The sequence below is a fragment of the Rhizobium sp. CB3090 genome, assembly GCF_029714285.1.
Classification (GTDB): domain Bacteria; phylum Pseudomonadota; class Alphaproteobacteria; order Rhizobiales; family Rhizobiaceae; genus Rhizobium.
On the sequence record NZ_CP121665.1, the window covers coordinates 56740 to 78506 of the forward strand.

Sequence of the window (21767 nt, forward strand, 5' to 3'; positions counted from 1 at the left end):
TCCGTGAGGTAGCCCGCCTATTCGGCGGGCTGGGCTGTGGCGTTGGTCACGCGCTCGCGGCCTGGAACAAGGACCGACCAGATGAACATGAGCGCGCTCATGAAGACGAATATCCCGGAGCCGAGTCTCACCCAGTAGAACAGGCTGAGCTGGTCCTGGACGTCCATATACGATTGACCGAGAACTCTCTGCAGATGCACCTGGATGATGCCGGCGAAGGTGAGCGCAAAGGTCATCACGGACATGGCCCCGCACATGATCCAGAAGCTGCCGATGGAGAGCCATTGGTTGTAGGGCGCACGGCCGCGTATCTGCGGGATCGCGTAAGTCATGGCGGCAAGATTCAGCATGACGTAAGCGCCGAAGAATGCGAGGTGCCCGTGGGCTGCCGTGACCTGCGTTCCGTGGGTGTAGTAGTTTACCGACGACAGCGTGTGGAGGAATCCCCAGACGCCCGCTCCGAAGAACGCCATCACGGAGCAGCCGATAGACCAAAGCAGCGCCGCCTTGTTTTCGTGCTTACGTCCGGCCCGCCATGTCATTACGAAGGTGAAGACGACCATTGTGAAAAACGGTGCGACTTCCAGCGTCGAGAAGAGCGAGCCGATCCACTGCCAGTAACCAGGTGCGCCGATCCAGTAATAATGATGGCCGGTCCCGAGGATACCAGAGAATAGTGCGAGGCCTATGATGACGTACAGCCACTTCTCGACGACTTCACGGTCGATACCGTTGAGCTTGATCATCAGAAAGGCGAGAACCGAAGCCATGATCAGTTCCCAGACGCCCTCCACCCACAGATGGACGACCCACCACCAGTACATCTTGTCCAGCGCAAGGTTTGATGGATTGTAGAAGGAGAAAAGGAAGAAGATCGCCACGCCCCAGAGGCCGAAGAGCAGGATGTTTGTGATCGTCGTCTTGCGGCCCTTGAGCGCCGTCATCGTGACGTTGAAGAGGAAAATCAGCGCGACGACGACGATGCCGACCTTGATGGGGAAGGGCTGCTCGAGAAATTCGCGGCCCTCATGGATATGGAAGAGGTATCCGACGACCGCCACGCCCGCAGCGACGAAAAACAGCCAAAACTGCGCGATTGCCAGCTTGGGACTGTACAATTCCGTCTCGCATTCTTCGGGGAGAAGGAAATAGGTGGTTCCCATGAATCCCATCAGAAGCCAGACGATCAATGCGTTCGTGTGGATCATTCGGACGATGTTGAATGGCAGTGTCACCGAAAGGGTGTTCGGCAGCACGTAGATCGTGCCGGCCAGCACGCCGAACAGGAGTTGGGCCATGAAAAGGCCAAGAGCCCCGTAGAAATAGAGCATTGCGACGCTCTGTGTCTTATATCTCATGATTTTTCCTCTCGCGTCTCAGCCGGCCTGGTTCGGTGGCCAGTTCTGCGTCTTTGTCTTGCTGACCCATTCGAGGAAGTCGGCGAGATCGTTCACTTCTTGGTCCGTCAAGTTAGACTGGGGCATCTGCCTGCGGCCCTCGATGCCGGATGGCTGAGCTGCCATCCATGCATGCAGCGTCTCGCGGGCGCCGGCGGGATCCTTGTCCCCGCCCCAGCGGATCCACACGTTGGAAAGTTCGGGCGCGAAGTAGGCGCCTTCGCCATCGATCGTGTGGCAGTTGATGCAGGAATTTCGCTCCCAGATCCGCTTCCCGCGGGCGACGCCGTCCGTCAGCGTCGCCTCGTTGGTGGCAACGGTGCGGATGTAGTAGTGGCTGTGGGCCGTCAGTCCCACGAAGATTGCGAAGAAGAAGGCGGAACCGCCGTAAAAGACGTTGCGGGCCGCGGTTTTTGTCAGGCGTTCAGCCATCGATCACCCTTTCATGTCATTGGCGGAACCGCCGTGACGTCGTAGTTCGAGCCATCTGCTCGTGACCTCTGCATGCTTGAATTCGGGGGAGGGGTCTTTGTTAATTCGCAAGCACGCAGGCGAATGCGGTCGTGTCGCTGGTTATCGACGCTTCATTGCCAGACGGCGAGAGCCAGGGGCCTCGCGAGCGCAAGCAGCAGGATTGCCGCCGCCCAGGCAGTTAGAGCCGGACCAATGGGAGAGCGGCTTCTCCGAAGGTCCAAAAAGTCGAACACGACCAGTCTCACCTTCGCTACGATCATCGAGGCGATGAGGGCTGAGAGAAGATATTTGGGCATGGCTCCGGTCAAATATCGCGACGACGCGAAGACGCCGGCGGTCAGAAGCACGAGAAGTGCGAAGGTCTGCGTGAGCGCTGTCTTGTTCCGGCGAAATTTCATATCAGATACACCACGGGGAGCATCACCAGCCAAACGATATCGATGACATGCCAGAGCGTGCTGATGAGATGGGCGTTTTGCCGGTTGGGGAAACATGCCACGATCGTCAGGATCACGGATCCAAAGAAAACATGCGCGAGGTGGAACCCTGTCAGCAGCAGATAGAGCTGCGTGAAAGTGTCGGTCGCGACGATCGACATCCCCTCCACCTGGTATTCGTATAGTTTGATGACGACGAAGAGCAGGCCGCCCGCCGCGGCTCCGAAGAGTTGAAGTCTGCTTCGCGAGATCGGGTAGGCGGCGGAGGCCGCAAGCCAGCCGCTTGTCAGCAGAACTATGGTGTTCAATACAGGGATGCCCTGATGCAGATGCGCTCTTCCGGCTTCGAAATCGGCAGGATGGAGCCACCCTGCGGCAACGAATGCAGCGAGAAGTGCGCCGAATGCCACAAGCTCGCTCCAGGCGAGTATCCAAACGAGCAGGTCTCCCTCGTCGGTGTCCGCAACGTTCCCGGCCGGCTGTGATGTTGCTGTCGTGGTCATGGAAGAGCGGTATGTCCATCCGCCGCTTCCTTCTTTGCCGTAACGCAAATACGAACATTGTCGCCAACTGCTGAGAACCCAGAGTTGGTGGATCGTGACTGCCGGGGCTCCCGAAACCGATCGGTTTATTTGATCGATCGCAATGAAACGTCCGCCTAGCGCTCCTATGGTCGCCAGATTGGAGGCCCAATGACCGACGCACAGATTGGACTATCGATAGCGACTCCGGTGATCGTGGTGTTCGCGCTAGCGCTCTACCGCATGGGCGTTCTGCAACGCACGGGCGTTGTTTCCGCCGTTCTGGCCGCGGTCGCCATTGCGGCCAGCCTATTTATGCAGAGGTAGACATGCGACTTTCAGGCAATGGCATTCACGGCCTCGAAGGCTGCTATGACCAGCTTCTTTCTTGGTGCGATCTTCTGGAGGCGGTGGCCGACTTCCTGCCGTGCCACATCGATGATCGGTTTTGCGAAACGATCACGAAAGGATTGCTCACTTGTCTGAACAGCACCTACGATAGGGAGGAGCAGGAGATAGCTTCGCGCCTTTCTCTAATAATGACAGGCGAAGAGATGGCCGAAGAGATCGAACGTATGAAGATGAGCCGGGTGTTCGGCCGCAAGTCGGCGCAGGACGTGGTGGACGTACTTGTCGCATTGAAGAAGGGCAAGTGCCCGCTTTCGTGGGATGCTGTCGGGCACTTGCTGCGTTCGTTCTTCTGCCCGATGCGTAGTCACATCAAAGAGGAGCGACAACTCGTCGAACGAATCCGTAAAGCGCTCGAGGCCGCGGCATTAGCTCAACGGACCGACGTCGCCACCGAAGCCGCTTAATATCCGGGCTTTGAGTGCGTCAAACTGGACGATATCTCCCCGAGTACATGGGGACGCGATCGAAGCTCGGTCGCTGCCTCGGCTGCTGCCGTGCCTCTTTGGGAGCTAAAGGATCCCACCGCGAGTAATGCCAACCTGCCGGTGAATGCCTCGGCTACAGGCACAGAGCGCTCGGCGGGTCAGGGCGAGGAGAATTGGATCGTCATGATCGGCTCTTGCACACATCTGGGCCGCGTGCCGCTCGGTCAGGCGGGGGAATATGGCGGCTTGTTTTGTCCCTCCCACGGTTCGGTCTATGATACCGCTGGTCGCATCCGCAAGGGACCGGCGCCTCAGAATTTGGCGATCCCGCCATACGCGTTCGTGTCAAACACGGTTGTAAAGATCGGCTGAGGACGGATCCATGAGCGCGCATTCCAGCTATCAACCTTCGACCAAACTTGAGAAGTGGGTCGATTCACGACTTCCCCTTCCTCGGATGACGTATGACAGTTTCATCGCCTATCCGGTCCCGCGCAATCTGAACTATGCCTATATGCGGGCAAGTGATCGGTGGTGCGGCTCGTTCCTCATCAGGAGCGGGGCGCATCATAGACATGCTGTTCTCGCGAGTGACCGTTCCGTTGGTGAGGTTGCCAGAGCAAATCACAGCAGCGCGAGAACGGTACCAATATTTGCTAGAAAGTGAAACGGCTTCGGTGGCGAAGAGGACCGAGAAGCCGTGAACCGTCCAGATGGATTGATCGGCCCAAAGGAAGCGGCTTCCCCCGCATCCTCTGGGACATTTGATAGAGTTCCAGCACCAAACGCAAGCGATCCGCCGGCGGGTTGACCATCGGCGGATTCGACTTGGCAACTGGCGATCGCGGTATTGCTCGCAATCGAGACCTTGAGGTGCAGTCGGATTTTGGATTTAGAAGCGTCGGCCGTGCCCCCCGACCGACGCTTCCCCCCCATGTGAGGCTGCCCCGTACGAGCCTCACAGGTTCGTCTAAGTTCCAGTTCCTGTACGGGCTGGCGCAGGGGCCGCCCGCGTGAGTTTCGTTACGGAGTGGCCTTGGCGAGATCGGCATCCAGCCGCTTGCGAATCATCGGAGGAACCTGAGCAGTCTTGATTGCAGAGACGTTCGCCGGATTGTCGCCAACCTGAATCAGCGCGACCATGCCCATGCCGGCATGCGGCGTGCACTTCACGACATAATCGCCGGCTACGTCGAACTTCTGCTGGAATTGCTCGCTGGGCTTGGATTTGAACTCAGGGGCGCCGTCAGGAATCAGACCCTTATATGTTTCGACGTTGTGGCTCTTATCGGTGGGAACGAAGGTGACAGTATCGCCGGGAGCGATCTTGATGAAGCCGGGCTCAAATGCCATCGCACCGTCGGCACCCTTGTTGAGCAATTGAATCTGATGATCGGCGGCCATCAACGGAGCTGCCGATACAATGAGGGCAGCCGTTGTAGCGATAAGACCGACTTTGAAACGCATCTGGATATCTCCTATTCTATGGGGCCTCGTTGGCCTCGAGAACGTTTCTAAGAGATATGGACGGTGCGTTCTTTGACGCTCGTCAATTTGGGAAGGGATTTAAGTTTTTTGGAAATGATTCAAGAGTTTCGCGGGTCCGGAATTGTTCGAGGCTGCCTTAATCGCCCGTGGGCCGGCAAGCGTTGCGTCATGGTGACGGAGACGACTTCCAGTGCAACGAGCACATCGTTCCTGGCTGGCCTCGCAACCGCCAGGCCGAGACACACCCTCTAGTTCGGATCATTTCCCTTCGATAAGTTCCCGGACCCTGGACGCCAGCTCGCGCGCCGTATAGGGCTTCCGCAGCCACTGTGCCCCGGCAATGATATCCTTTTCGGCAAGCCCCGGTTCCGAATATCCCGAGGTGAAGAGGACGGCGATTTCCGGCCTGATCTCGCGGGCCTCTCGCGCCAACTCGTCACCCGTCATGCCGCCGGTCATTACGATATCGGTGAAGAGTAGTTCGATTTCCTCATTTTCCTTGAGGATATCGAGTGCGCGATGGCCGTTTTCTGCTTCAAGCACCGAATATCCCATGTCCGAAAGCCGCGCGACGGCGACACGACGGACACGAGGATCATCTTCGACGACGAGGACCAGTTCATGGCCGCCCCGTAGGGCGCTCTCGGCCTTTGTTGCTCCGCCAGCGTCGCCAATCCGGGTGCCGGTTACCGCTGGAAGGTAGATCCGGATCGTCGTGCCCCGTCCGACCTCGCTGTAGATCTGCAGGTGTCCGCCGGACTGCTTGACGAAGCCATAGACCATGCTGAGGCCGAGGCCGGTTCCCGATCCCACCTCTTTGGTCGTGAAGAACGGCTCCATGGCGCGCTTCTGCACATCTGCGCTCATGCCGATGCCCGTATCCGTCATAGAAATAAGCACAAAGTTGCCACTGCGGACTTCGGGATACATCTTTGCATAGTCCGCATCGAGGTGGACGCGTGAGACTTCGGTGGTAAGGCTGCCGCCTCGCGGCATCGCGTCACGCGCGTTGAGCGCAATGTTCAGGATTGCATTTTGAAGCTGCGACGGGTCAACAAGGACGTTGAAGTCCGATCCGGACAGAACCGTGGAGAGCTTGATGTTCTCGCCGAGCGTCCGGCGCAATAGGTCGGAGAAACCGGTGACGAGTTGGCTAAGATCGGCTGGCTTGGGGTTGAGAGGCTGGCGTCGACCGAAGGCTAGTAATTGCCCTGTCAGCTTCGCACCATCCGCGGCCGCCGCCTGTGCCTCCCGCAGAAGATCCTTGAGCCGGCCTTCCGGAAGCTTGTCCTCGATCATCTCCAAATTTCCGCTGATAACGGTCAGGAGATTATTGAAGTCGTGGGCGAGGCCGCCGGTCAATTGTCCGACCGCTTCCATCTTCTGGGCCTGACGGAGGTCTTCTTCGATTTTGAAGCGGCTGGTCAGATCGCGCACGAAACCGGTGAATATCCGCTCGCCATCAGCCGTCGCTTCACCGACATGCAGTTCCATCGGAAATTCCGTGCCATCCGCCCGCTGGCCTGTGACGACGCGCCCGTAACCGATGATTCGCTTCTCGCCCGTATCGAGGTAATGGCTGATATAGCCATCGTGCGCGGATCGGTAGGGATTCGGCATCAGATTGCTGACGTTGCGGCCGCAGATTTCCTCTGCCGACATTCCGAAGAGCTGTTCGGCAGCCTTGCTGAAGGAGATGACGATGCCCTTCTGATCTATGACGACCATGGCGTCTGGAACGGTGTCGAGGATCGATCTCAAATGCGCCTCGCGAGCGCGGACGTCCTGTTCCGCCTTTCTGAGAGCGCTGACGTCGCTGTTGGTCTGGATGACCGCCGGCTCTCCGTCCGGCAGGTTCACCAGCACGCACCGGCTGGCGATGAAGATATCGTGGCCGGCTTTGTGACGCTGGACGATCTCGCCGCGCCAAAACCCACGCGACCGGAGCTGGGCACGGATTGAGTCCACCGGTTCCGAAGGACGCGTCGCGAGCAGATCGTAGACGTTCTCTCCAACGGCTTCCTCACGGGTCCAGCCATAAAGATTTTCGCTGCCGATCGACCAATGCGTGATGGTTCCCTCAAGGCGGTAGACGATGATGTCGGCCCCGTCGAGCACATGCACCAGCGCATCCAGTTCCTGTGGCGATGCGGTACGAGGCGAAATGAGGCGATGAGGCATGGCCACGATGTTCTTCGAGACGTTAATGGACACTCATCCTATGACAGGTTTCCGTCGAGAAATCATCAGCATTGCCGGATAGTTGCTGAAGGCGCGAGAAGCTCAGGATTCTGAGGTCGTGCCGCCCTTCGGAGGCGACGACATTCCTCGATGCCAGCTTGCTGATGGTGCGCGATACGGTCTCAATGGTCATTCCAAGGTAGTCGGCGATGTCCTGCCGGTTCATCGGAATGTGAAGGAGACCCTTCTGTGTCGTCCCGCGGCGGTTTGCCATCGCTATGATAAAGCTGCAGAGGCGTTCCTCGGCATTCTTCTTGGAGAGCAGAACCATTTGGTCGTGTGCGGCCATGGTCTCGCGACACAGTAGGTTGATATATTCTGGCCGCAGCGATTCGGAGCGGGCGACTTCCTCGTGAAAGCTCTTGCGTGAAATCCGGCGAATCTTACAGTCGGTGACCGCTTCGGCGGTGAAGAGGAAATCGTCCTGCAGGAAGGCGCCGATCACATCGCCGGCGAAATGGAATCCGGTGACGGCCCGGCGCCCTTCGCCGATGATGCGATGCAGGCGAACCACGCCTTGCTGGATGTGGAAGAAATGCTTCACGGCATCGCCCTCCCAACAGAGCGCCTTGCCAGCTTCCATTGTCTCAGTCGGCGCGGTTTGAAAAACTGATGCAAGCGGCTGCTGGCCGATTGTAATCGCTTCGTTCGCGATTTCCGCATGGTCGAATGCTTGGTTTCTCTGCATAAGCATCGTTGCGTCCCTTTGTTTGACTGTGACCGCAATAGATGCTGGTCCCGTCACAAGAGAATGAGCGCCGTGTTCGAAAGCGTGCGAAAGTGTAACGGTTTGTAACAAGCCCGGAAGCTGGGGCCGCGCGCTTTTCGTTGATCTAAATCAAGGAGCTGCGGCACGCTTCATGGCAGTCCTTCCCCAGAGTGCGGGGAAGCCGGCCGACACGCGGTCGCCAGCGCACTGGGGATGACACCATGAACTATACCGTCGAGACGATGGCGGTCGCCATCGCAGCGTTCGCGACTCTGGTGATGGCAGGGCTCGCGCACGACCATCTATTCGCCGTCCATATGGGCATAATCTGCTTCTGCCTAACCATCGGAACAGTCCTGCTCATTAGACGGGTCGACTTTTCTCCGGCGGGCCAAGTGCCGAAGGTCGAGGCATCGGGCTATTTCGACGAGGTCGTGCGGTATGGCTTGATCGCAACCGTTTTCTGGGGCGTCGTCGGTTTCCTTGTCGGTCTCGTGATCGCGCTGCAACTGGCGTTTCCCAATCTGAACTTCGCGCCCTATCTGAATTTCGGAAGGCTCCGGCCGGTTCACACGTCGGCAGTGATCTTTGCGTTCGGTGGCAACGGTCTGATCATGACCTCTTTCTATGTCGTCCAGCGCACCTGTCGCGCGCGTCTCTTCGGTGGCAGCCTGCCCTGGTTCGTCTTCTGGGGATATCAGCTTTTCATCGTCATGGCGGCCACCGGCTACGTCCTTGGAATCACGCAGGCGCGCGAATATGCCGAGCCGGAATGGTACGAGGACATCTGGCTTACGATGGTCTGGGTCGCCTATCTGGTCGTGTTCCTGGGGACTATCCTGAAGCGCAAAGAGCCGCATATCTACGTCGCGAACTGGTTCTATCTCGGCTTCATCGTCACCATCGCGATGCTCCACGTCGTGAACAACCTCGCGGTTCCGGTCTCTTTCCTCGGCACGAAGAGCTACTCGGTTTTTTCCGGTGTCCAGGATGCGCTGACCCAGTGGTGGTACGGTCATAACGCCGTCGGGTTCTTCCTGACAGCCGGCTTCCTCGGCATGATGTACTACTTCATCCCCAAGCAAGCCAATCGGCCGATCTACTCGTATCGGCTCTCGATCATCCACTTCTGGGCTCTGATCTTCATGTACATCTGGGCCGGTCCGCACCATCTGCACTATACGGCGCTGCCCGACTGGGCTCAGACGCTCGGCATGGTCTTCTCGGTAATGCTCTGGATGCCGTCGTGGGGCGGCATGATCAACGGCCTTATGACACTCTCGGGCGCCTGGGACAAAATCCGGACCGATCCAATCATCCGCATGATGATCGTCGCGCTCGCCTTCTACGGAATGTCGACCTTCGAAGGTCCGATGATGTCGGTGAAGACAGTGAACTCGCTCAGCCACTACACTGAATGGACCATTGGTCACGTGCATTCCGGCGCGCTTGGATGGGTCGGCATGATCACCTTCGGCGCGATCTACTACCTGACGCCGAAGCTGTGGGGCCGGGAGCGCCTTTATAGCCTGCGCATGGTCAACTGGCACTTCTGGCTCGCCACTCTTGGCATCGTTATCTACGCCGCCGTCCTATGGGTCGCCGGCATCCAGCAGGGCCTGATGTGGCGCGAATACAATGCGCAGGGCTTCTTAGTCTACTCTTTCGCGGAAACCGTGGCCGCCATGTTCCCATACTACGTCCTGCGCGCCGTCGGCGGCGGCCTCTACCTGGCCGGGGGCCTGGTCATGGCATGGAACGTCTTCATGACGGTCCGCGGTCATCTGCGGAACGAAGCTGCTCTTCCGACCTCTTACGTGCCTCAGGCACAGCCCGCCGAGTGAGGTGAAAAAATGGCATCGATACTAGACAAACATCAGTTCCTCGAGAAGAACGCCACGCTGCTTCTGCTGGGCTCGCTCCTCGTGGTCAGCATAGGCGGCATCGTCGAGATCGCTCCGCTGTTCTATCTCCAGAACACGATCGAGAAGGTGGAGGGGATGCGCCCTTACACGCCCCTCGAACTCGCCGGCCGCAACATCTACATCCGCGAAGGATGCTATCTCTGCCATAGCCAGATGATCCGACCGTTCCGTGACGAGGTCGAGCGTTACGGGCACTATTCGCTTGCCGCGGAGTCGATGTACGACCACCCGTTCCAGTGGGGATCTAAGCGGACGGGACCGGATCTCGCCCGCGTCGGAGGCCGCTATTCAAACGAATGGCACGTCCAGCACCTCTCGAATCCCAGAGCGGTCGTGCCTGAGTCGATCATGCCGACTTACGCCTTCCTTCGGGATCAGGAGGTGACCGTCAAGGACGTTGGGATGGATCTGAAAGCCAACGAGGACGTGGGTGTCCCCTACACCGACGATATGATCGCCAATGCCGAGGCGGACATGAAGGCGCAGGCCGACCCGAATGCGGACACGGCCAGCCTCCTCAAGCGCTATCCCAAAGCGAAAACCGGCGACTTCGATGGCGATCCAACCAAGCTCACCGAGATGGATGCGCTTGTCGCCTACCTGCAGATGCTCGGCACGTTGGTCGACTTTTCGACCTACGACGACGCCACCGGCTACCGATGAGGTGAAGCAATGGAAACGTACAACGCAATGCGGCACTTTGCCGACAGTTGGGGTCTTCTGGCCATGACCGCTTTCTTTGTGGGCGCGATCCTCGTCACGCTGCGGCCCGGTGGCAAGAAGGCCGCGGACGCCGCCGCCAACATACCCTTGGAGGATGACTGAGATGTCGGGAAAGCATGTAGACGAACTCAGCGGCGTCGAAACCACCGGACACGAATGGGATGGAATCCGCGAACTCAACAACCCCATGCCGCGATGGTGGGTATGGACATTCTATGCAACCATCGTCTGGGCAATAGGATACGCAATACTCTATCCGTCCATCCCGATGATCGCGTCGGCCACGAAGGGATACCTGAATTTCTCGAGCCGTGCAGCGCTCCAGCAGGATCTCGATCAGGCCAAGACGGCTCAGATGAAGTTCCACGACATGATCGCGGCGAAGACCGTCCAGGAGATTGACACCGACCCGAAGCTCCGCGAATTCGCAGTCGCCGGCGGCGCGTCTGCCTTCAAGGTGAACTGCGCGCCCTGCCATGGTTCGGGCGCGAGCGGTGGGCCGGGCTTTCCCAATCTCAACGATGACGATTGGCTCTGGGGCGGAGATCTCGATTCGATACAGAAGACGATCTCACACGGCATTCGATACGACGCCGATTCGGACACGCACCTGTCCGAGATGCCGGCTTTCGGCGAAATGCTCGACAAGAACCAGATCCGCCAGGTCGCGGCCTATGTCTGGGGGTTGACGAATACGCCTTCGGATCCGGCTCTGGCTTCGGCTGGCAAGCAGGTATTCATGGATAACTGCGCTGCCTGTCACGGAGAGGATGCGAAGGGCAAGTTCGAAGTCGGGGCGCCGAATCTTGCCGACGCCATATGGCTCAAGGGCAAAGGGGAAGACGCAATCATCCGCCAGGTCACCGCACCGAAGCACGGGGTGATGCCCGCGTGGTCCGCCCGGCTTGGCGACACGACCGTCAAGGAATTGACCGTGTTCGTCCACTCGCTGGGCGGCGGAAAATAGGGGGATTACATGATCAATCGCGAACACAACCCGCTTTTGGCGCTTTACGGAACACCGCGCGCGGTCGTCCATTCGAGGGTGTCCGCCCGGGCAAAAGCGATGGCACCCTCTTGCGATCAGGACGATCCGGAGAAGATCGGAAATCCCGTCGTCAGTTTGACCTCGCTGAAAGATCATAAATCGGAAAGCCGCTAAATTTGAATGCGGGGAAGGCGCCGGAACTTCTTTCTCTGCAATCCTCAGGGTCACGCCTCGGTAACCAGGGCGTGGCCTCATTTTAAGAGGCGCGAGTCCGCCGGATCGATTTTGTTTGATGCCGGCCAAATACGAAGCCCGCCCGTGCTGCTAACCAGATCCCGCACGACTCCTTAAGGCTGCGTCTTGGTTCCCCGGGCGCAGCCTCTTTTTTGATCGTCTGTTTCTTGACCTGGATCAAGGATGGCCGCCTCGGACGCTGGCAAAAGAGGTGGAAGAACAGCGGACGATTCTCATGAACCTCTATACTGCACCAGATCCAAAGGAAGTCGAACGGGTCAACGCGGAGCCCGTCAACGCGCGCAGAAACAGGCGCCCGCTATACGCTGCACGCAAGAAGGTGTTTCCGAAGCGGGCCGAGGGTCGTTTCCGTCGATTCAAATGGATCGTGATGCTGATAACGCTCGGCATCTACTATCTCGCGCCCTGGATTCGGTGGGATCGCGGACCTTATGCGCCGGACCAGGCCATTCTGGTCGATCTCGCGTCGAAGCGCTTCTTCTTCTTTTTCATCGAGATATGGCCGCAGGAGTTCTACTACGTCGCCGGCCTGCTGGTGATGGCCGGCTTCGGCCTTTTTCTCGTCACCTCCGCTGTCGGGCGCGCCTGGTGCGGCTACGCCTGTCCGCAGACCGTCTGGGTCGACCTGTTTCTGGTCGTGGAGCGTGCGATCGAAGGGGATCGAAACGCCAGGATGAAGCTCGATGCCGGCCCCTGGAGCTTCGACAAGATCAGGAAGAGAGTTCTCAAGCATTCCATCTGGCTCGTTATCGGCGTTGCGACCGGCGGCGCATGGATATTCTATTTCGCCGACGCACCGACGCTTCTGCATAGCCTCCTGGCCGGCGAGGCTCCCGCGGTCGCCTATGCCACCGTCGCAATCCTGGCCTCGACGACCTATGTTCTCGGTGGTCTGATGCGCGAACAGGTCTGCACCTATATGTGCCCGTGGCCGCGCATTCAGGGGGCGATGCTCGACGAGAACTCGCTCGTCGTCACCTACAACGACTGGCGCGGCGAACAGCGCTCACGCCATACCAAAAAGGCGCAGGCGATGGGCGAAGCCGTCGGCGACTGCGTCGACTGCAACGCCTGCGTGGCCGTCTGTCCGATGGGAATCGACATCAGGGATGGCCAGCAGATGGAGTGCATCACCTGCGCCCTCTGCATCGACGCCTGCGACGGCGTCATGGACAAGCTCGGAAAGCCCCGTGGCCTTATCGCATATGCAACGCTTAGCGAATATTCGGCCAACATGGCCCTTGCAACGGACGACGGAAAGACCCCTGTCCAGCCGGCAAGGGTGAGGAATGCGGACGGCACGTTTGTCGATGTGGTTCGCCACTTCAACTGGCGGATCATTTTCCGCCCGAGAGTGGTCTTCTATGCAGTGGTCTGGTCTGCAATCGGCCTCGCCATGCTGGCCCATCTGTCAATGCGCGAGCGCCTGGAGCTCAACGTCCTCCACGATCGCAATCCGCAATACGTCCTCGAAAGCGACGGGTCGATCCGGAACGGTTACACGCTGCGAATTCTCAACATGCTCCCGAGGCTCAGAAAGATCGAGTTGAAGCTGATCGGGATGGAGGACGCGACCATGCGCATCCCTGAGTTCGGCGTAAAGGATACCCGCAGTTTCATTGTCGACGCCTCGCCCGACGTGGCCAACACCCTCAAAGTCTTCGTCACCCGCAAACAGACCGGAGTTGCCGTCAACGAATTCCTGTTCTCGGTCGAAGATGCCGACCATTCAGACAGAGCAACTTACCGCGCGGCATTCAACGCACCAGGAGAGGTCAAATGAGCATTCGCGCCCAAGGGTTCACCGGCAGACACATGCTGCTGACGACCGTCGCGTTCTTCGGCGTCATCATTACCGTCAATGTTACAATGGCATGGCTGGCATCGTCGACCTGGAGCGGCCTGGTGGTGAACGACACCTACCTCGCCAGCCAGGAATTCAACAAGAACGCTGCGGCGATGAAGGCGATGACCGCATCCGGCATCGCGGGCAGCCTTTCGATCAAGGGCCGGGAGATCCATTACGACATCCGCGATCGTAACGGATCGCCGACCGCAGTCGACGCCGTTACCGCCAACTTCAAGAGGCCCGTCGGAGACCATGAGGACTTCATCGTCGCTCTCAAAAAGCTCTCCGAGGGTCACTTTCTAGCTGATCACGACGTCGCCACCGGCGACTGGATCGTCGAGATCGTCGCGAAACGAGGAGAGACCCTCGTCATGCACCAGGCCGTCCGCATCGACACCGCTGAGACAGATCAATGACCTGCTGTACGATGAGTGCTGAGGCCGCGATGGCAATGAGCCGCAGCAATCTGAGCGCCGAGGAGATTACCCTTGCCAGCCAGCCATTGGGCGGAGGTTTGAGGCAGCTCGACCTCAGCGCGCCGGATGTGCATTGTGGTGGCTGCATCTCGACGATCGAGAAAACCTTGACGGCGCTTCCTTATGTGCGAAAGGCCAGGGTCAACCTCACCTCGAAGAGGGTGACCTGTGTCTACGCCGAGCAGACGGCGCAGGGGGCGACGGATCCTTCGGAAATCGTGGCCGCCGTCGAAGCTGCCGGTTATCGGGCCCATCTCTTCACGCCGTTTGCCCCCGAAAATGATGGCATGAAGAACCAGCTCCTGCTCGCTGTAGGCGTTTCGGGGTTCGCGGCCACGAATATCATGCTTCTGTCGGTATCGGTCTGGTCGGGAGCAGACGCGGCGACACGCGATCTGTTCCATTGGATCTCGGCGATGATCGCCGCTCCCGCGCTCATCTATGCCGGCCGGTTCTTTTTTCGATCGGCGTGGAACGCGCTGAGCCGCGGCCGCACCAACATGGACGTTCCAATCTCTCTTGCCGTAACGCTCTCTTATGCTGTCTCGGTTTGGGAGACCATCCACCATGGCGAACATGCCTGGTTCGATGCATCGGTCTCGTTGCTGTTCTTCCTGCTGATCGGAAGGACGCTGGATCACGTGATGCGCGAAAAGGCCCGTGCGGCGATCAATGGGCTGGCGAGGCTGGCGCCTCGCGGGGCGCTTCGAATCCTTCCGGATGGGACGAGAACCTATGTCGCCGTCGATGAAATCGCGGTCGGTGACGAAATTGCGGTTTTCGCGGGTGAGCGCGTTCCGGTGGACGGCGTCGTTGTCGAGGGTGAGGGCGACCTCGATCTCTCCATCGTCACTGGCGAAAGCCGTCCCGTCGCGGTTTCCGCGGGCGCAGATGTAAGATCGGGGGCGATGAACCTGACGGGCTCGCTGGTGATACGGGCGACGAAGCTGGCGAAAGAATCCCTGCTGGCCGAAATCATCGTGCTGATGGAGGCGGCCGAGGGCGGTCGAGCCCGCTACCGGCGCATAGCCGATCGAGCCGCCGCGCTTTATTCTCCAGCGGTGCATCTCCTCGCTTTGGTGTCTTTCCTGGCCTGGGGCTTTGCCGGAGGTGACTGGAAGCATGCCATGCTCGTCGCCGTCGCGGTACTGATCATCACCTGCCCCTGCGCCTTGGGACTTGCCGTACCGGTCGTTCAAGTCGTGGCGGCCGGGGAGCTTTTTCGCAAGGGCGTAATGGTCAAAGATGGCTCGGCACTCGAAAGGCTGGCGGAAGTCGACACCGTGGCATTCGACAAGACCGGTACGCTGACAATGGGGACGCCCCGCCTTGTGGCGCATGAGGCGGCCAGCGAGACATATGTCTTGTCGGCCTCCGCGCTTGCGGCTCATTCGCGGCACCCTCTCTCCCAGGCGCTAGCGCGAAGCTCGAGCCAGGTTCCGATGGAGTTCGACCGGATAGCGGAAGTCCCCGGCGGCGGCCTGGAGGGTTGGCGCGGCGACGATGTCTACAGACTTGGCAGTGCCTCGTTCGCATCCGGTGGCGCGTCTGCGGATCCGGCAATCGAGGGGCCGTTCTCAGAAGTCGTGTTTTCACGAAACGACGTGGTTCTTGCTCGGTTTTTCTTCGAGGACTCTCTAAGACCAGGGGCGCCTGAGGCGGTCGCCAGGCTCGAAGCCACAGGCTTCGGAACTGTCATCCTTTCCGGCGACCGGCAGAACGTGGTGGATCATGCCGCGCGAACGCTCCATATCGATCGGGCGATCGGCGGACTGACGCCTGCGCAAAAGGTTGAGGAGTGCAAGGCGCTTGGCGACGGCGGCTGCCGCGTTCTGATGGTCGGTGACGGCATCAACGATGCGCCGGCGCTGGCCGCCGCCCATGTTTCGATGGCGCCCGCCACCGCCTCGGACATCGGTCGCCAGGCGGCTGATCTGGTGTTTTTCAACGACCGGCTGGACGTGGTCCCCGAAGCCATACAAGTCGCGCAGCGAGCGGCGATGCTCATCCGGCAGAACTTTGCTTTGGCCATTGCCTACAACGTGCTTGCGGTTCCCATCGCGATCGCGGGCTTCGCCACGCCGCTGATTGCCGCGGTCGCAATGTCCTCATCGTCTCTGATCGTCGTGACCAACGCCCTGCGGCTTAGCGCGCTGGCAAACGCCCGCTGGTCGCAAATGCCAAGAGAGGGCGGCGGAAACCGGGAGGCCAAGCTCGCATGAATATGCTGATCTACTTGATCCCGATCGCGCTGTTCATGGGTGGCATGGGGTTGGCCGCGTTTCTCTGGTCGCTCAAAAGCGGTCAGTACGATGATCTGCAGGGCGCCGCATGGAGGATACTCGCGGATGACGAAACCGACCCACCGAAACCATAGCCGTCGTTTGGGGGGCAGTTCGATGCTTACAAATCCTCGCTCTGCGAGGGGTTGAACGAGCACGCCGTAGAAAGCCTTCTTTCGCTGGTGGAATTCTGGACGTTCGGTCCGAATGAATGCGTCGTCTCGGAAGGCGAGGACGCCCTCCATGTCTTCTACGTCGTGACCGGCATTGTGCGGCTGACGAGGGGTAAAGCGAGCGGTGGCGAGACCGACGTCGGCATCTGCGAACCTGGAGACGTCTTCGCCGAATATCTTATCCCGGGAGGTCGCTCGCATGCGCTCACCGCATGGGCGACGGACTCTGCCGAGGTCGCCGCGATCGATCTCTTCCAGCTTCGCGTTCTTATCGCGGAACATCCGGGCGTGCTGTTGAACTTGATGCGGATTGCCTCGCGGCATCTGGTGGAGGCCTTCGAGTGCATCGCGGGTGATCGGTCTCAGACGGCAGCCCAGCGGATGGCAAACTACTTCCTGCGGCATTGTCCGGGGTCCGCAACGCAGGCGGCGTTCCGCTTGCCGTATCGCAAGCGAATTCTTGCCGGAAAGCTCGGATTGGCACCGGAGGCTCTCTCGCGGGCATTCTCCGCGCTTTCGGACGTCGGCGTCGTCGTGGCGGGAAAAAACGTGCGGATCGACAACGTCGAAATGCTGCGCTCAATCTGCTGAGCTGCTCCAAATTTGGAATCTTTCGCTGCTCGACATCGGGCGGGTAGGGTAGGTTCGTCACCGAATATTTGATCCCGATCAATGTCGGCCCGCCGAGGGAAGATAAGGTGCGGACGAAGAAAGGCGCCTCCACCTATGATGATTTGGATACTATTCGCGGTCGTTACGACGGCAACAACGGCGGCATTGTTACATCCGCTATCCTCGGGCCGGATACCATCCATGGCGGTTTCAGTGGACGCGACCGCCGTCTATCGCGATCAATTGCAGGAACTCGAGAGGGAGTTTGGGCTCGGCCGGATTTCGGCGAACGAGTATGAAATCACGAAGGCGGAGACGGCCAGACGTCTTTTGAAGGCGGCCGAGCGCGATCGAGCCGAGGCGCCGACGACAGCGAGGTCGCACAGGTGGTGGAAGCTGATCGTCGTGGTCTTCCTGCCGCTTGTCAGCGTCGGTATCTACACCGCTCTAGGCTCGCCGGAGCTTCCATCCAAACCACTAGAGGAGCGGCTGAGAAATCCCGGCGAGGACACCCCGATTCTGGTCCGGAAGATCGAAGATCATCTGCGGCTCTTTCCCGATGATGGGAAAGGCTGGGACGTCGTCGCTCCAGTTTATTTGGAAATGGGCCGCGTCGACCAGGCTGAAACTGCCTATCGAAACGTCATTCGAATCCTTGGTCCCAATGTTGCGAGGCTTGATGGATTGTCGGAGACGACAATGGCTCTCGCCGGTGGAAAGGTGACTGCCGAAACCCGGACGATTCTCGCGCAGATCCTGCAACTTGAGCCGAACAATCCCCGTGCGCTCTTCTATCTCGCGCTTGCGTTGGAGCAGGACGGCAAGACGGCGGAGGCAAAGACGGCCTTCGAGGCGCTGGCGCAGCAATCGCCTCCCGATGCGCCCTGGATGGTTGCCGTCAATGACCATATCGCCAAGAACGGCGGCGCGGCCGCTATGGCGGCGGCAGGGTCGGCCAATACCAATGCGCCCGGAAACCCGACCAGCGAGCAGGTTGCCGCCGCCGATGCGATGAACGCTGGCGATCGTCAGCAGATGATCCGCGGCATGGTCGCGAGCCTCGACGCCAAGCTTAGGGAAGACCCGAAGAATTTCGAAGGATGGATGCGGCTGATCCGCTCCTATGCCGTGCTGAACGACAAGGATCGCGCCGCGGCTGCGCTAAAGCGCGGCTTGCAGTCCTTCCCAGCCGATGGCGACGAAGGCAAGCAGCTTCTGTCACTGGCGAAGGAGCTTGGATTGCCGACGGAGGTGACGCAGCAATGACCCGCAAGCAGAAACGTCTGGCCGTCATTGCCGGCGGTATGAGCTTCATCGCCGCCGCCGTGCTGCTCGTTCTCTTCGCGTTCAGCCAATCTGTCGCTTATTTCTATATGCCGGCCGACCTCGCCAAGAATCCGGTCAGCGCCGGCACGCTGATCCGCCTCGGCGGCCTCGTCGGTCAGGGCAGCCTGGTGCGCGGCCAGGGAACTCAGGTTCAGTTTTCCGTCACCGACGGCACCGATGCGATCAAAGTCAAATATAATGGTATCCTGCCGGATCTCTTTCGCGAGGGGCAGGGGGTGGTCACCGAAGGCAGATTCGAGCCCGGCAGCGACGTCTTTGTTGCCGACAGTGTGCTTGCCAAGCATGACGAGCGCTATATGCCGAAGGAAGTCGCCGACAAGCTGAAGGCGGACGGCGTCTGGAAAGGCGAGGAAGCAAGCCAATGATCATCGAGCTCGGACACTATGCGCTGGTGCTGGCGCTCGCGACCGCGATCATCGTCTCGATCATCCCGGTCATCGGCGCACGGCGGGGAGAATTGTCGATGATGGACATCGCGCCGGTCGGCGCCGTCGTCATGTTCGCGCTGGTTGCCTTTTCCTTCGGCGTTTTGACCTATGCCTATGTCGTCTCCGATTTTTCGGTACTGAACGTCTGGGAGAATTCCCATTCGCTGATGCCGCTGATCTTCAAGATTTCCGGCGTCTGGGGCAATCACGAAGGATCGATGATGCTCTGGCTGCTAATCCTGGTGCTATTCAGCGCCCTAGTGGCGCTGTTCGGGCGCAATCTACCGGATACGTTGCGCGCCAACGTGCTCGCGGTGCAGTCCTGGATTTCGGCCGCCTTTCTGATCTTCATCCTTTTGACCTCCAATCCGTTTCTCCGTCTCAATCCGGCGCCTGCCGAAGGCAAGGACCTCAATCCGGTGCTGCAGGATATCGGCCTGGCGATCCATCCGCCGCTGCTTTATCTCGGCTATGTCGGCTTCTCGGTCTGCTTTTCCTTCGCCGTCGCCGCTTTGCTCGAGGGCCGTATCGATGCCGCCTGGGCGCGCTGGGTTCGCCCCTGGACGCTGGCGGCCTGGACCTTTCTGACGCTCGGCATCGCCATGGGCTCTTACTGGGCCTATTACGAACTCGGCTGGGGCGGCTGGTGGTTCTGGGACCCGGTGGAGAACGCCTCCTTCATGCCGTGGCTTGCCGGCACGGCACTCCTGCATTCGGCGCTCGTCATGGAAAAGCGCGATGCTCTGAAGATCTGGACGGTGCTGCTGGCGATCCTGACCTTTTCGCTGTCGCTGATGGGCACCTTCCTGGTGCGCTCCGGCGTGCTGACTTCTGTGCATGCCTTTGCCAGTGATCCGACGCGCGGCGTCTTCATCCTGTGCATCCTGTTGTTCTTCATCGGCGGCGCCCTGACGCTGTTTGCCTTCCGCGCTCCGCGGCTTGCCGCCGGCGGCCTGTTCGCGCCGATCTCGCGTGAGGGATCGCTGGTGCTGAACAACCTCATCCTGACGGTTGCCTGCGGCACGGTGCTGACGGGCACGCTTTATCCGCTGGCGCTGGAGACGCTGACCGGCGACAAGATTTCCGTCGGGCCGCCCTTCTTCAACATGACATTCGGACTGCTGATGACGCCGATCCTGATTGCGGTTCCCTTCGGGCCGCTGCTTGCCTGGAAGCGCGGCGATCTGCTCGGCGTGCTGCAGCGGCTCTATGTCGCCGCCGGCCTTGCCCTGGTCGCAGGTCTGGTCCTGTTCTACATGCGCCATGGCGGACCGGTGCTTGCCGTCTTCGGCCTGGCCGCCGGCTTCTTCCTGCTCTTCGGCGCCGTCACCGATCTCTGGTATCGCACGGGGATCGGCAAGGTGGCAGGGCATGTCGCGTGGCGGCGTCTGACCGGTCTGCCGCGTTCGGCGTTCGGGACGGCGCTCGCCCATGCCGGGCTCGGCATCACCGTGCTCGGCATCGTCGCGGTCACGACATTCCAGTTGGAAAACATCACTGAGATGAAGCCGGGCGGCACGGCCGAGCTTGGTGGGTATACGCTGCGCTTCGACGGAATCCAGCCGGGTGTCGGTCCGAACTACACCGAGGATCGCGCCCAGTTTACGGTCAGCCGCGGCGGCGTCACTGTTGCCAATGTCTCATCCGCCAAGCGGCTCTTCACCGCCGGCCGCACCGCCACGACCGAGGCCGGCATTCTGACGCTCGGCCTTAACCAGCTTTACGTCTCGCTCGGCGATCCCAGCAAGGATGGCGGCATTGTGGTGCGCATCTGGTGGAAGCCGTTCATCATCTGCATCTGGGGCGGCGCCATCGTCATGGCACTGGGCGGCTTCGTCTCGCTCAGCGACCGCCGCCTGCGCATCGGCGCGCCGAGCCGCAGGGCAACTCCGGTCCGTCCGGCAATGGAGGCGGCGGAGTGAGCGGGTATAGCGACATCCCCTTCTCCCCTCGGGGAGAAGGTGCCCGAAGGGCGGATGAGGGGGGCTCTCCACACGGCAACAGCGTCTATAACGCCCCCTCAACCCGCGCTGCGCGCGACCTTCTCCCCGCCGGGGAGAAGGTAAAAGCGCTTATGCGCCTGCTCATCCTCTTCGTCCTCTTGCTAGCTCCGATCTCAGCCTTTGCCGTCAATCCCGATGAGGTGCTGCCCGACAAGACCCTCGAAACAAGGGCGCGGACGATCTCGGCCGAATTGCGCTGCATGGTTTGCCAGAACCAGTCGATCGACGATTCCAATGCCGATCTTGCCCGCGATCTGCGCCTGCTGGTACGCAAGCGCCTCCTCAACGGCGATACCGATCAGCAGGTGCTCGATTATATCGTATCACGCTACGGCGAGTTTGTTTTGCTCAAGCCGCGACTGGAATGGACCACGCTTCTGCTTTGGGCATCGCCGATCTTGCTTCTCGGATGTTCGATGGTGCCCGTCGTCGTCGCGCGATCGACACGGAGGCGGATTCCGCCACATGCCAAGCTCACGGACGACGAACGCTCGAAGCTTGAGAAATTACTGGCCGAGGCTGGCGACCGCTACGCCGGTTGATCGAGATCAAAGCGTCGACGCCGCCTCCCGCTAGAGTAAGCAAACACAGTCTATGACGCGC

At 59.9% G+C, this 21767-nt stretch carries 23 protein-coding genes and 2 pseudogenes; 18 read left to right on the forward strand and 7 right to left on the reverse strand.

Annotated features, from left to right (window positions below):
* Positions 1–17: 17 nt before the first annotated feature.
* The 4 genes from QA646_RS29665 to QA646_RS29680 form a co-directional block, all read right to left on the reverse strand.
* Positions 18–1358: a cbb3-type cytochrome c oxidase subunit I gene (locus QA646_RS29665; RefSeq protein WP_283061169.1), complete on the reverse strand. Its 1341-nt coding sequence runs from the start codon at positions 1356–1358 to the stop codon at positions 18–20.
* 18 nt (positions 1359–1376) lie between these two features.
* Positions 1377–1829 carry a cytochrome c gene (locus tag QA646_RS29670; RefSeq protein ID WP_283061170.1) on the reverse strand — a complete coding sequence of 151 codons (453 nt, stop codon included), beginning with the start codon at positions 1827–1829 and terminating at the stop codon, positions 1377–1379.
* Positions 1830–1981: 152 nt separating this feature from the next.
* Positions 1982–2269 carry a cytochrome C oxidase subunit IV family protein gene (locus QA646_RS29675; RefSeq protein ID WP_283061171.1) on the reverse strand — a complete coding sequence of 96 codons (288 nt, stop codon included), beginning with the start codon at positions 2267–2269 and terminating at the stop codon, positions 1982–1984.
* Positions 2266–2811: a cytochrome c oxidase subunit 3 gene (locus QA646_RS29680; protein ID WP_283061172.1), complete on the reverse strand. Its 546-nt coding sequence runs from the start codon at positions 2809–2811 to the stop codon at positions 2266–2268. The genes QA646_RS29675 and QA646_RS29680 overlap by 4 nt, the downstream gene beginning before the upstream one ends.
* A gap of 189 nt (positions 2812–3000) precedes the next feature.
* On the opposite strand from QA646_RS29680, the gene QA646_RS29685 reads away from it, so the two are divergent.
* The 4 genes and pseudogenes from QA646_RS29685 to QA646_RS29700 all read left to right on the forward strand — a co-directional run.
* Positions 3001–3156, forward strand: a complete 156-nt coding sequence (locus QA646_RS29685; protein ID WP_283061173.1) for a hypothetical protein — start codon at positions 3001–3003, stop codon at positions 3154–3156.
* 2 nt (positions 3157–3158) lie between these two features.
* Complete coding sequence (locus QA646_RS29690) at positions 3159–3644, forward strand: hypothetical protein (RefSeq protein WP_283061174.1); 486 nt, start codon at positions 3159–3161, stop codon at positions 3642–3644.
* Between the two features lie 81 nt (positions 3645–3725).
* Positions 3726–4037 (forward strand): annotated as a pseudogene (gene petA / locus QA646_RS29695) (ubiquinol-cytochrome c reductase iron-sulfur subunit); the annotation flags it as partial.
* Positions 4038–4047: 10 nt separating this feature from the next.
* Positions 4048–4179, forward strand: a pseudogene (locus QA646_RS29700) (cytochrome b); the annotation flags it as partial.
* Positions 4180–4688: 509 nt separating this feature from the next.
* Here the strand turns inward: QA646_RS29700 and QA646_RS29705 are convergent.
* The 3 genes from QA646_RS29705 to QA646_RS29715 all read right to left on the reverse strand — a co-directional run bounded on the left by QA646_RS29705 (position 4689) and on the right by QA646_RS29715 (position 8088).
* Complete coding sequence (locus QA646_RS29705; RefSeq protein ID WP_283061175.1) at positions 4689–5132, reverse strand: pseudoazurin; 444 nt, start codon at positions 5130–5132, stop codon at positions 4689–4691.
* A gap of 279 nt (positions 5133–5411) precedes the next feature.
* Positions 5412–7334: a PAS domain-containing sensor histidine kinase gene (locus QA646_RS29710; RefSeq protein WP_283061237.1), complete on the reverse strand. Its 1923-nt coding sequence runs from the start codon at positions 7332–7334 to the stop codon at positions 5412–5414.
* Positions 7335–7356: 22 nt separating this feature from the next.
* Positions 7357–8088: a helix-turn-helix domain-containing protein gene (locus tag QA646_RS29715; protein ID WP_283061176.1), complete on the reverse strand. Its 732-nt coding sequence runs from the start codon at positions 8086–8088 to the stop codon at positions 7357–7359.
* 236 nt (positions 8089–8324) lie between these two features.
* Here QA646_RS29715 and ccoN point away from each other — a divergent pair, with 236 nt between their 5' ends.
* The 14 genes from ccoN to QA646_RS29785 all read left to right on the forward strand — a co-directional run bounded on the left by ccoN (position 8325) and on the right by QA646_RS29785 (position 21706).
* Entirely contained in the window at positions 8325–9947 is a 1623-nt protein-coding gene (ccoN, locus tag QA646_RS29720; protein WP_283061177.1) for a cytochrome-c oxidase, cbb3-type subunit I, read from the forward strand.
* Positions 9948–9956: 9 nt separating this feature from the next.
* Positions 9957–10691 (forward strand): cytochrome-c oxidase, cbb3-type subunit II, encoded by a 735-nt coding sequence (gene ccoO / locus QA646_RS29725; protein ID WP_283061178.1) that lies wholly within the window; start codon positions 9957–9959, stop codon positions 10689–10691.
* Positions 10692–10700: 9 nt separating this feature from the next.
* Positions 10701–10853: a cbb3-type cytochrome c oxidase subunit 3 gene (locus tag QA646_RS29730; RefSeq protein WP_283061179.1), complete on the forward strand. Its 153-nt coding sequence runs from the start codon at positions 10701–10703 to the stop codon at positions 10851–10853.
* A 1-nt stretch (position 10854) separates the two neighbouring features.
* Positions 10855–11718: a cytochrome-c oxidase, cbb3-type subunit III gene (gene ccoP / locus QA646_RS29735; RefSeq protein WP_283061180.1), complete on the forward strand. Its 864-nt coding sequence runs from the start codon at positions 10855–10857 to the stop codon at positions 11716–11718.
* A gap of 9 nt (positions 11719–11727) precedes the next feature.
* Positions 11728–11913, forward strand: coding sequence for a hypothetical protein (locus tag QA646_RS29740; protein WP_283061181.1), 186 nt, complete (start codon positions 11728–11730; stop codon positions 11911–11913).
* Between the two features lie 295 nt (positions 11914–12208).
* Complete coding sequence (ccoG, locus tag QA646_RS29745; protein ID WP_283061182.1) at positions 12209–13777, forward strand: cytochrome c oxidase accessory protein CcoG; 1569 nt, start codon at positions 12209–12211, stop codon at positions 13775–13777.
* Positions 13774–14259 (forward strand): FixH family protein, encoded by a 486-nt coding sequence (locus tag QA646_RS29750; protein ID WP_283061183.1) that lies wholly within the window; start codon positions 13774–13776, stop codon positions 14257–14259. The genes ccoG and QA646_RS29750 overlap by 4 nt, the downstream gene beginning before the upstream one ends.
* Complete coding sequence (locus QA646_RS29755) at positions 14256–16541, forward strand: cation-translocating P-type ATPase (RefSeq protein ID WP_283061184.1); 2286 nt, start codon at positions 14256–14258, stop codon at positions 16539–16541. The genes QA646_RS29750 and QA646_RS29755 overlap by 4 nt, the downstream gene beginning before the upstream one ends.
* Complete coding sequence (gene ccoS, locus QA646_RS29760; protein ID WP_283061185.1) at positions 16538–16696, forward strand: cbb3-type cytochrome oxidase assembly protein CcoS; 159 nt, start codon at positions 16538–16540, stop codon at positions 16694–16696. Before QA646_RS29755 ends, ccoS begins: the two co-directional genes overlap by 4 nt.
* Before the next feature lie 51 nt (positions 16697–16747).
* Complete coding sequence (locus QA646_RS29765; RefSeq protein ID WP_283061186.1) at positions 16748–17365, forward strand: Crp/Fnr family transcriptional regulator; 618 nt, start codon at positions 16748–16750, stop codon at positions 17363–17365.
* A gap of 135 nt (positions 17366–17500) precedes the next feature.
* A complete protein-coding gene (gene ccmI, locus QA646_RS29770) occupies positions 17501–18652 on the forward strand; it encodes a c-type cytochrome biogenesis protein CcmI (protein WP_283061188.1) in 1152 nt (383 codons plus the stop codon).
* The gene (gene ccmE / locus QA646_RS29775) at positions 18649–19098 is read left to right on the forward strand and encodes a cytochrome c maturation protein CcmE (protein WP_028750825.1); all 450 of its coding nucleotides are present in this window, start codon (positions 18649–18651) and stop codon (positions 19096–19098) included. The genes ccmI and ccmE overlap by 4 nt, the downstream gene beginning before the upstream one ends.
* Entirely contained in the window at positions 19095–21083 is a 1989-nt protein-coding gene (locus QA646_RS29780; protein WP_283061190.1) for a heme lyase CcmF/NrfE family subunit, read from the forward strand. Before ccmE ends, QA646_RS29780 begins: the two co-directional genes overlap by 4 nt.
* Before the next feature lie 152 nt (positions 21084–21235).
* Entirely contained in the window at positions 21236–21706 is a 471-nt protein-coding gene (locus QA646_RS29785) for a cytochrome c-type biogenesis protein (RefSeq protein WP_283061238.1), read from the forward strand.
* Positions 21707–21767 lie beyond the last annotated feature (61 nt).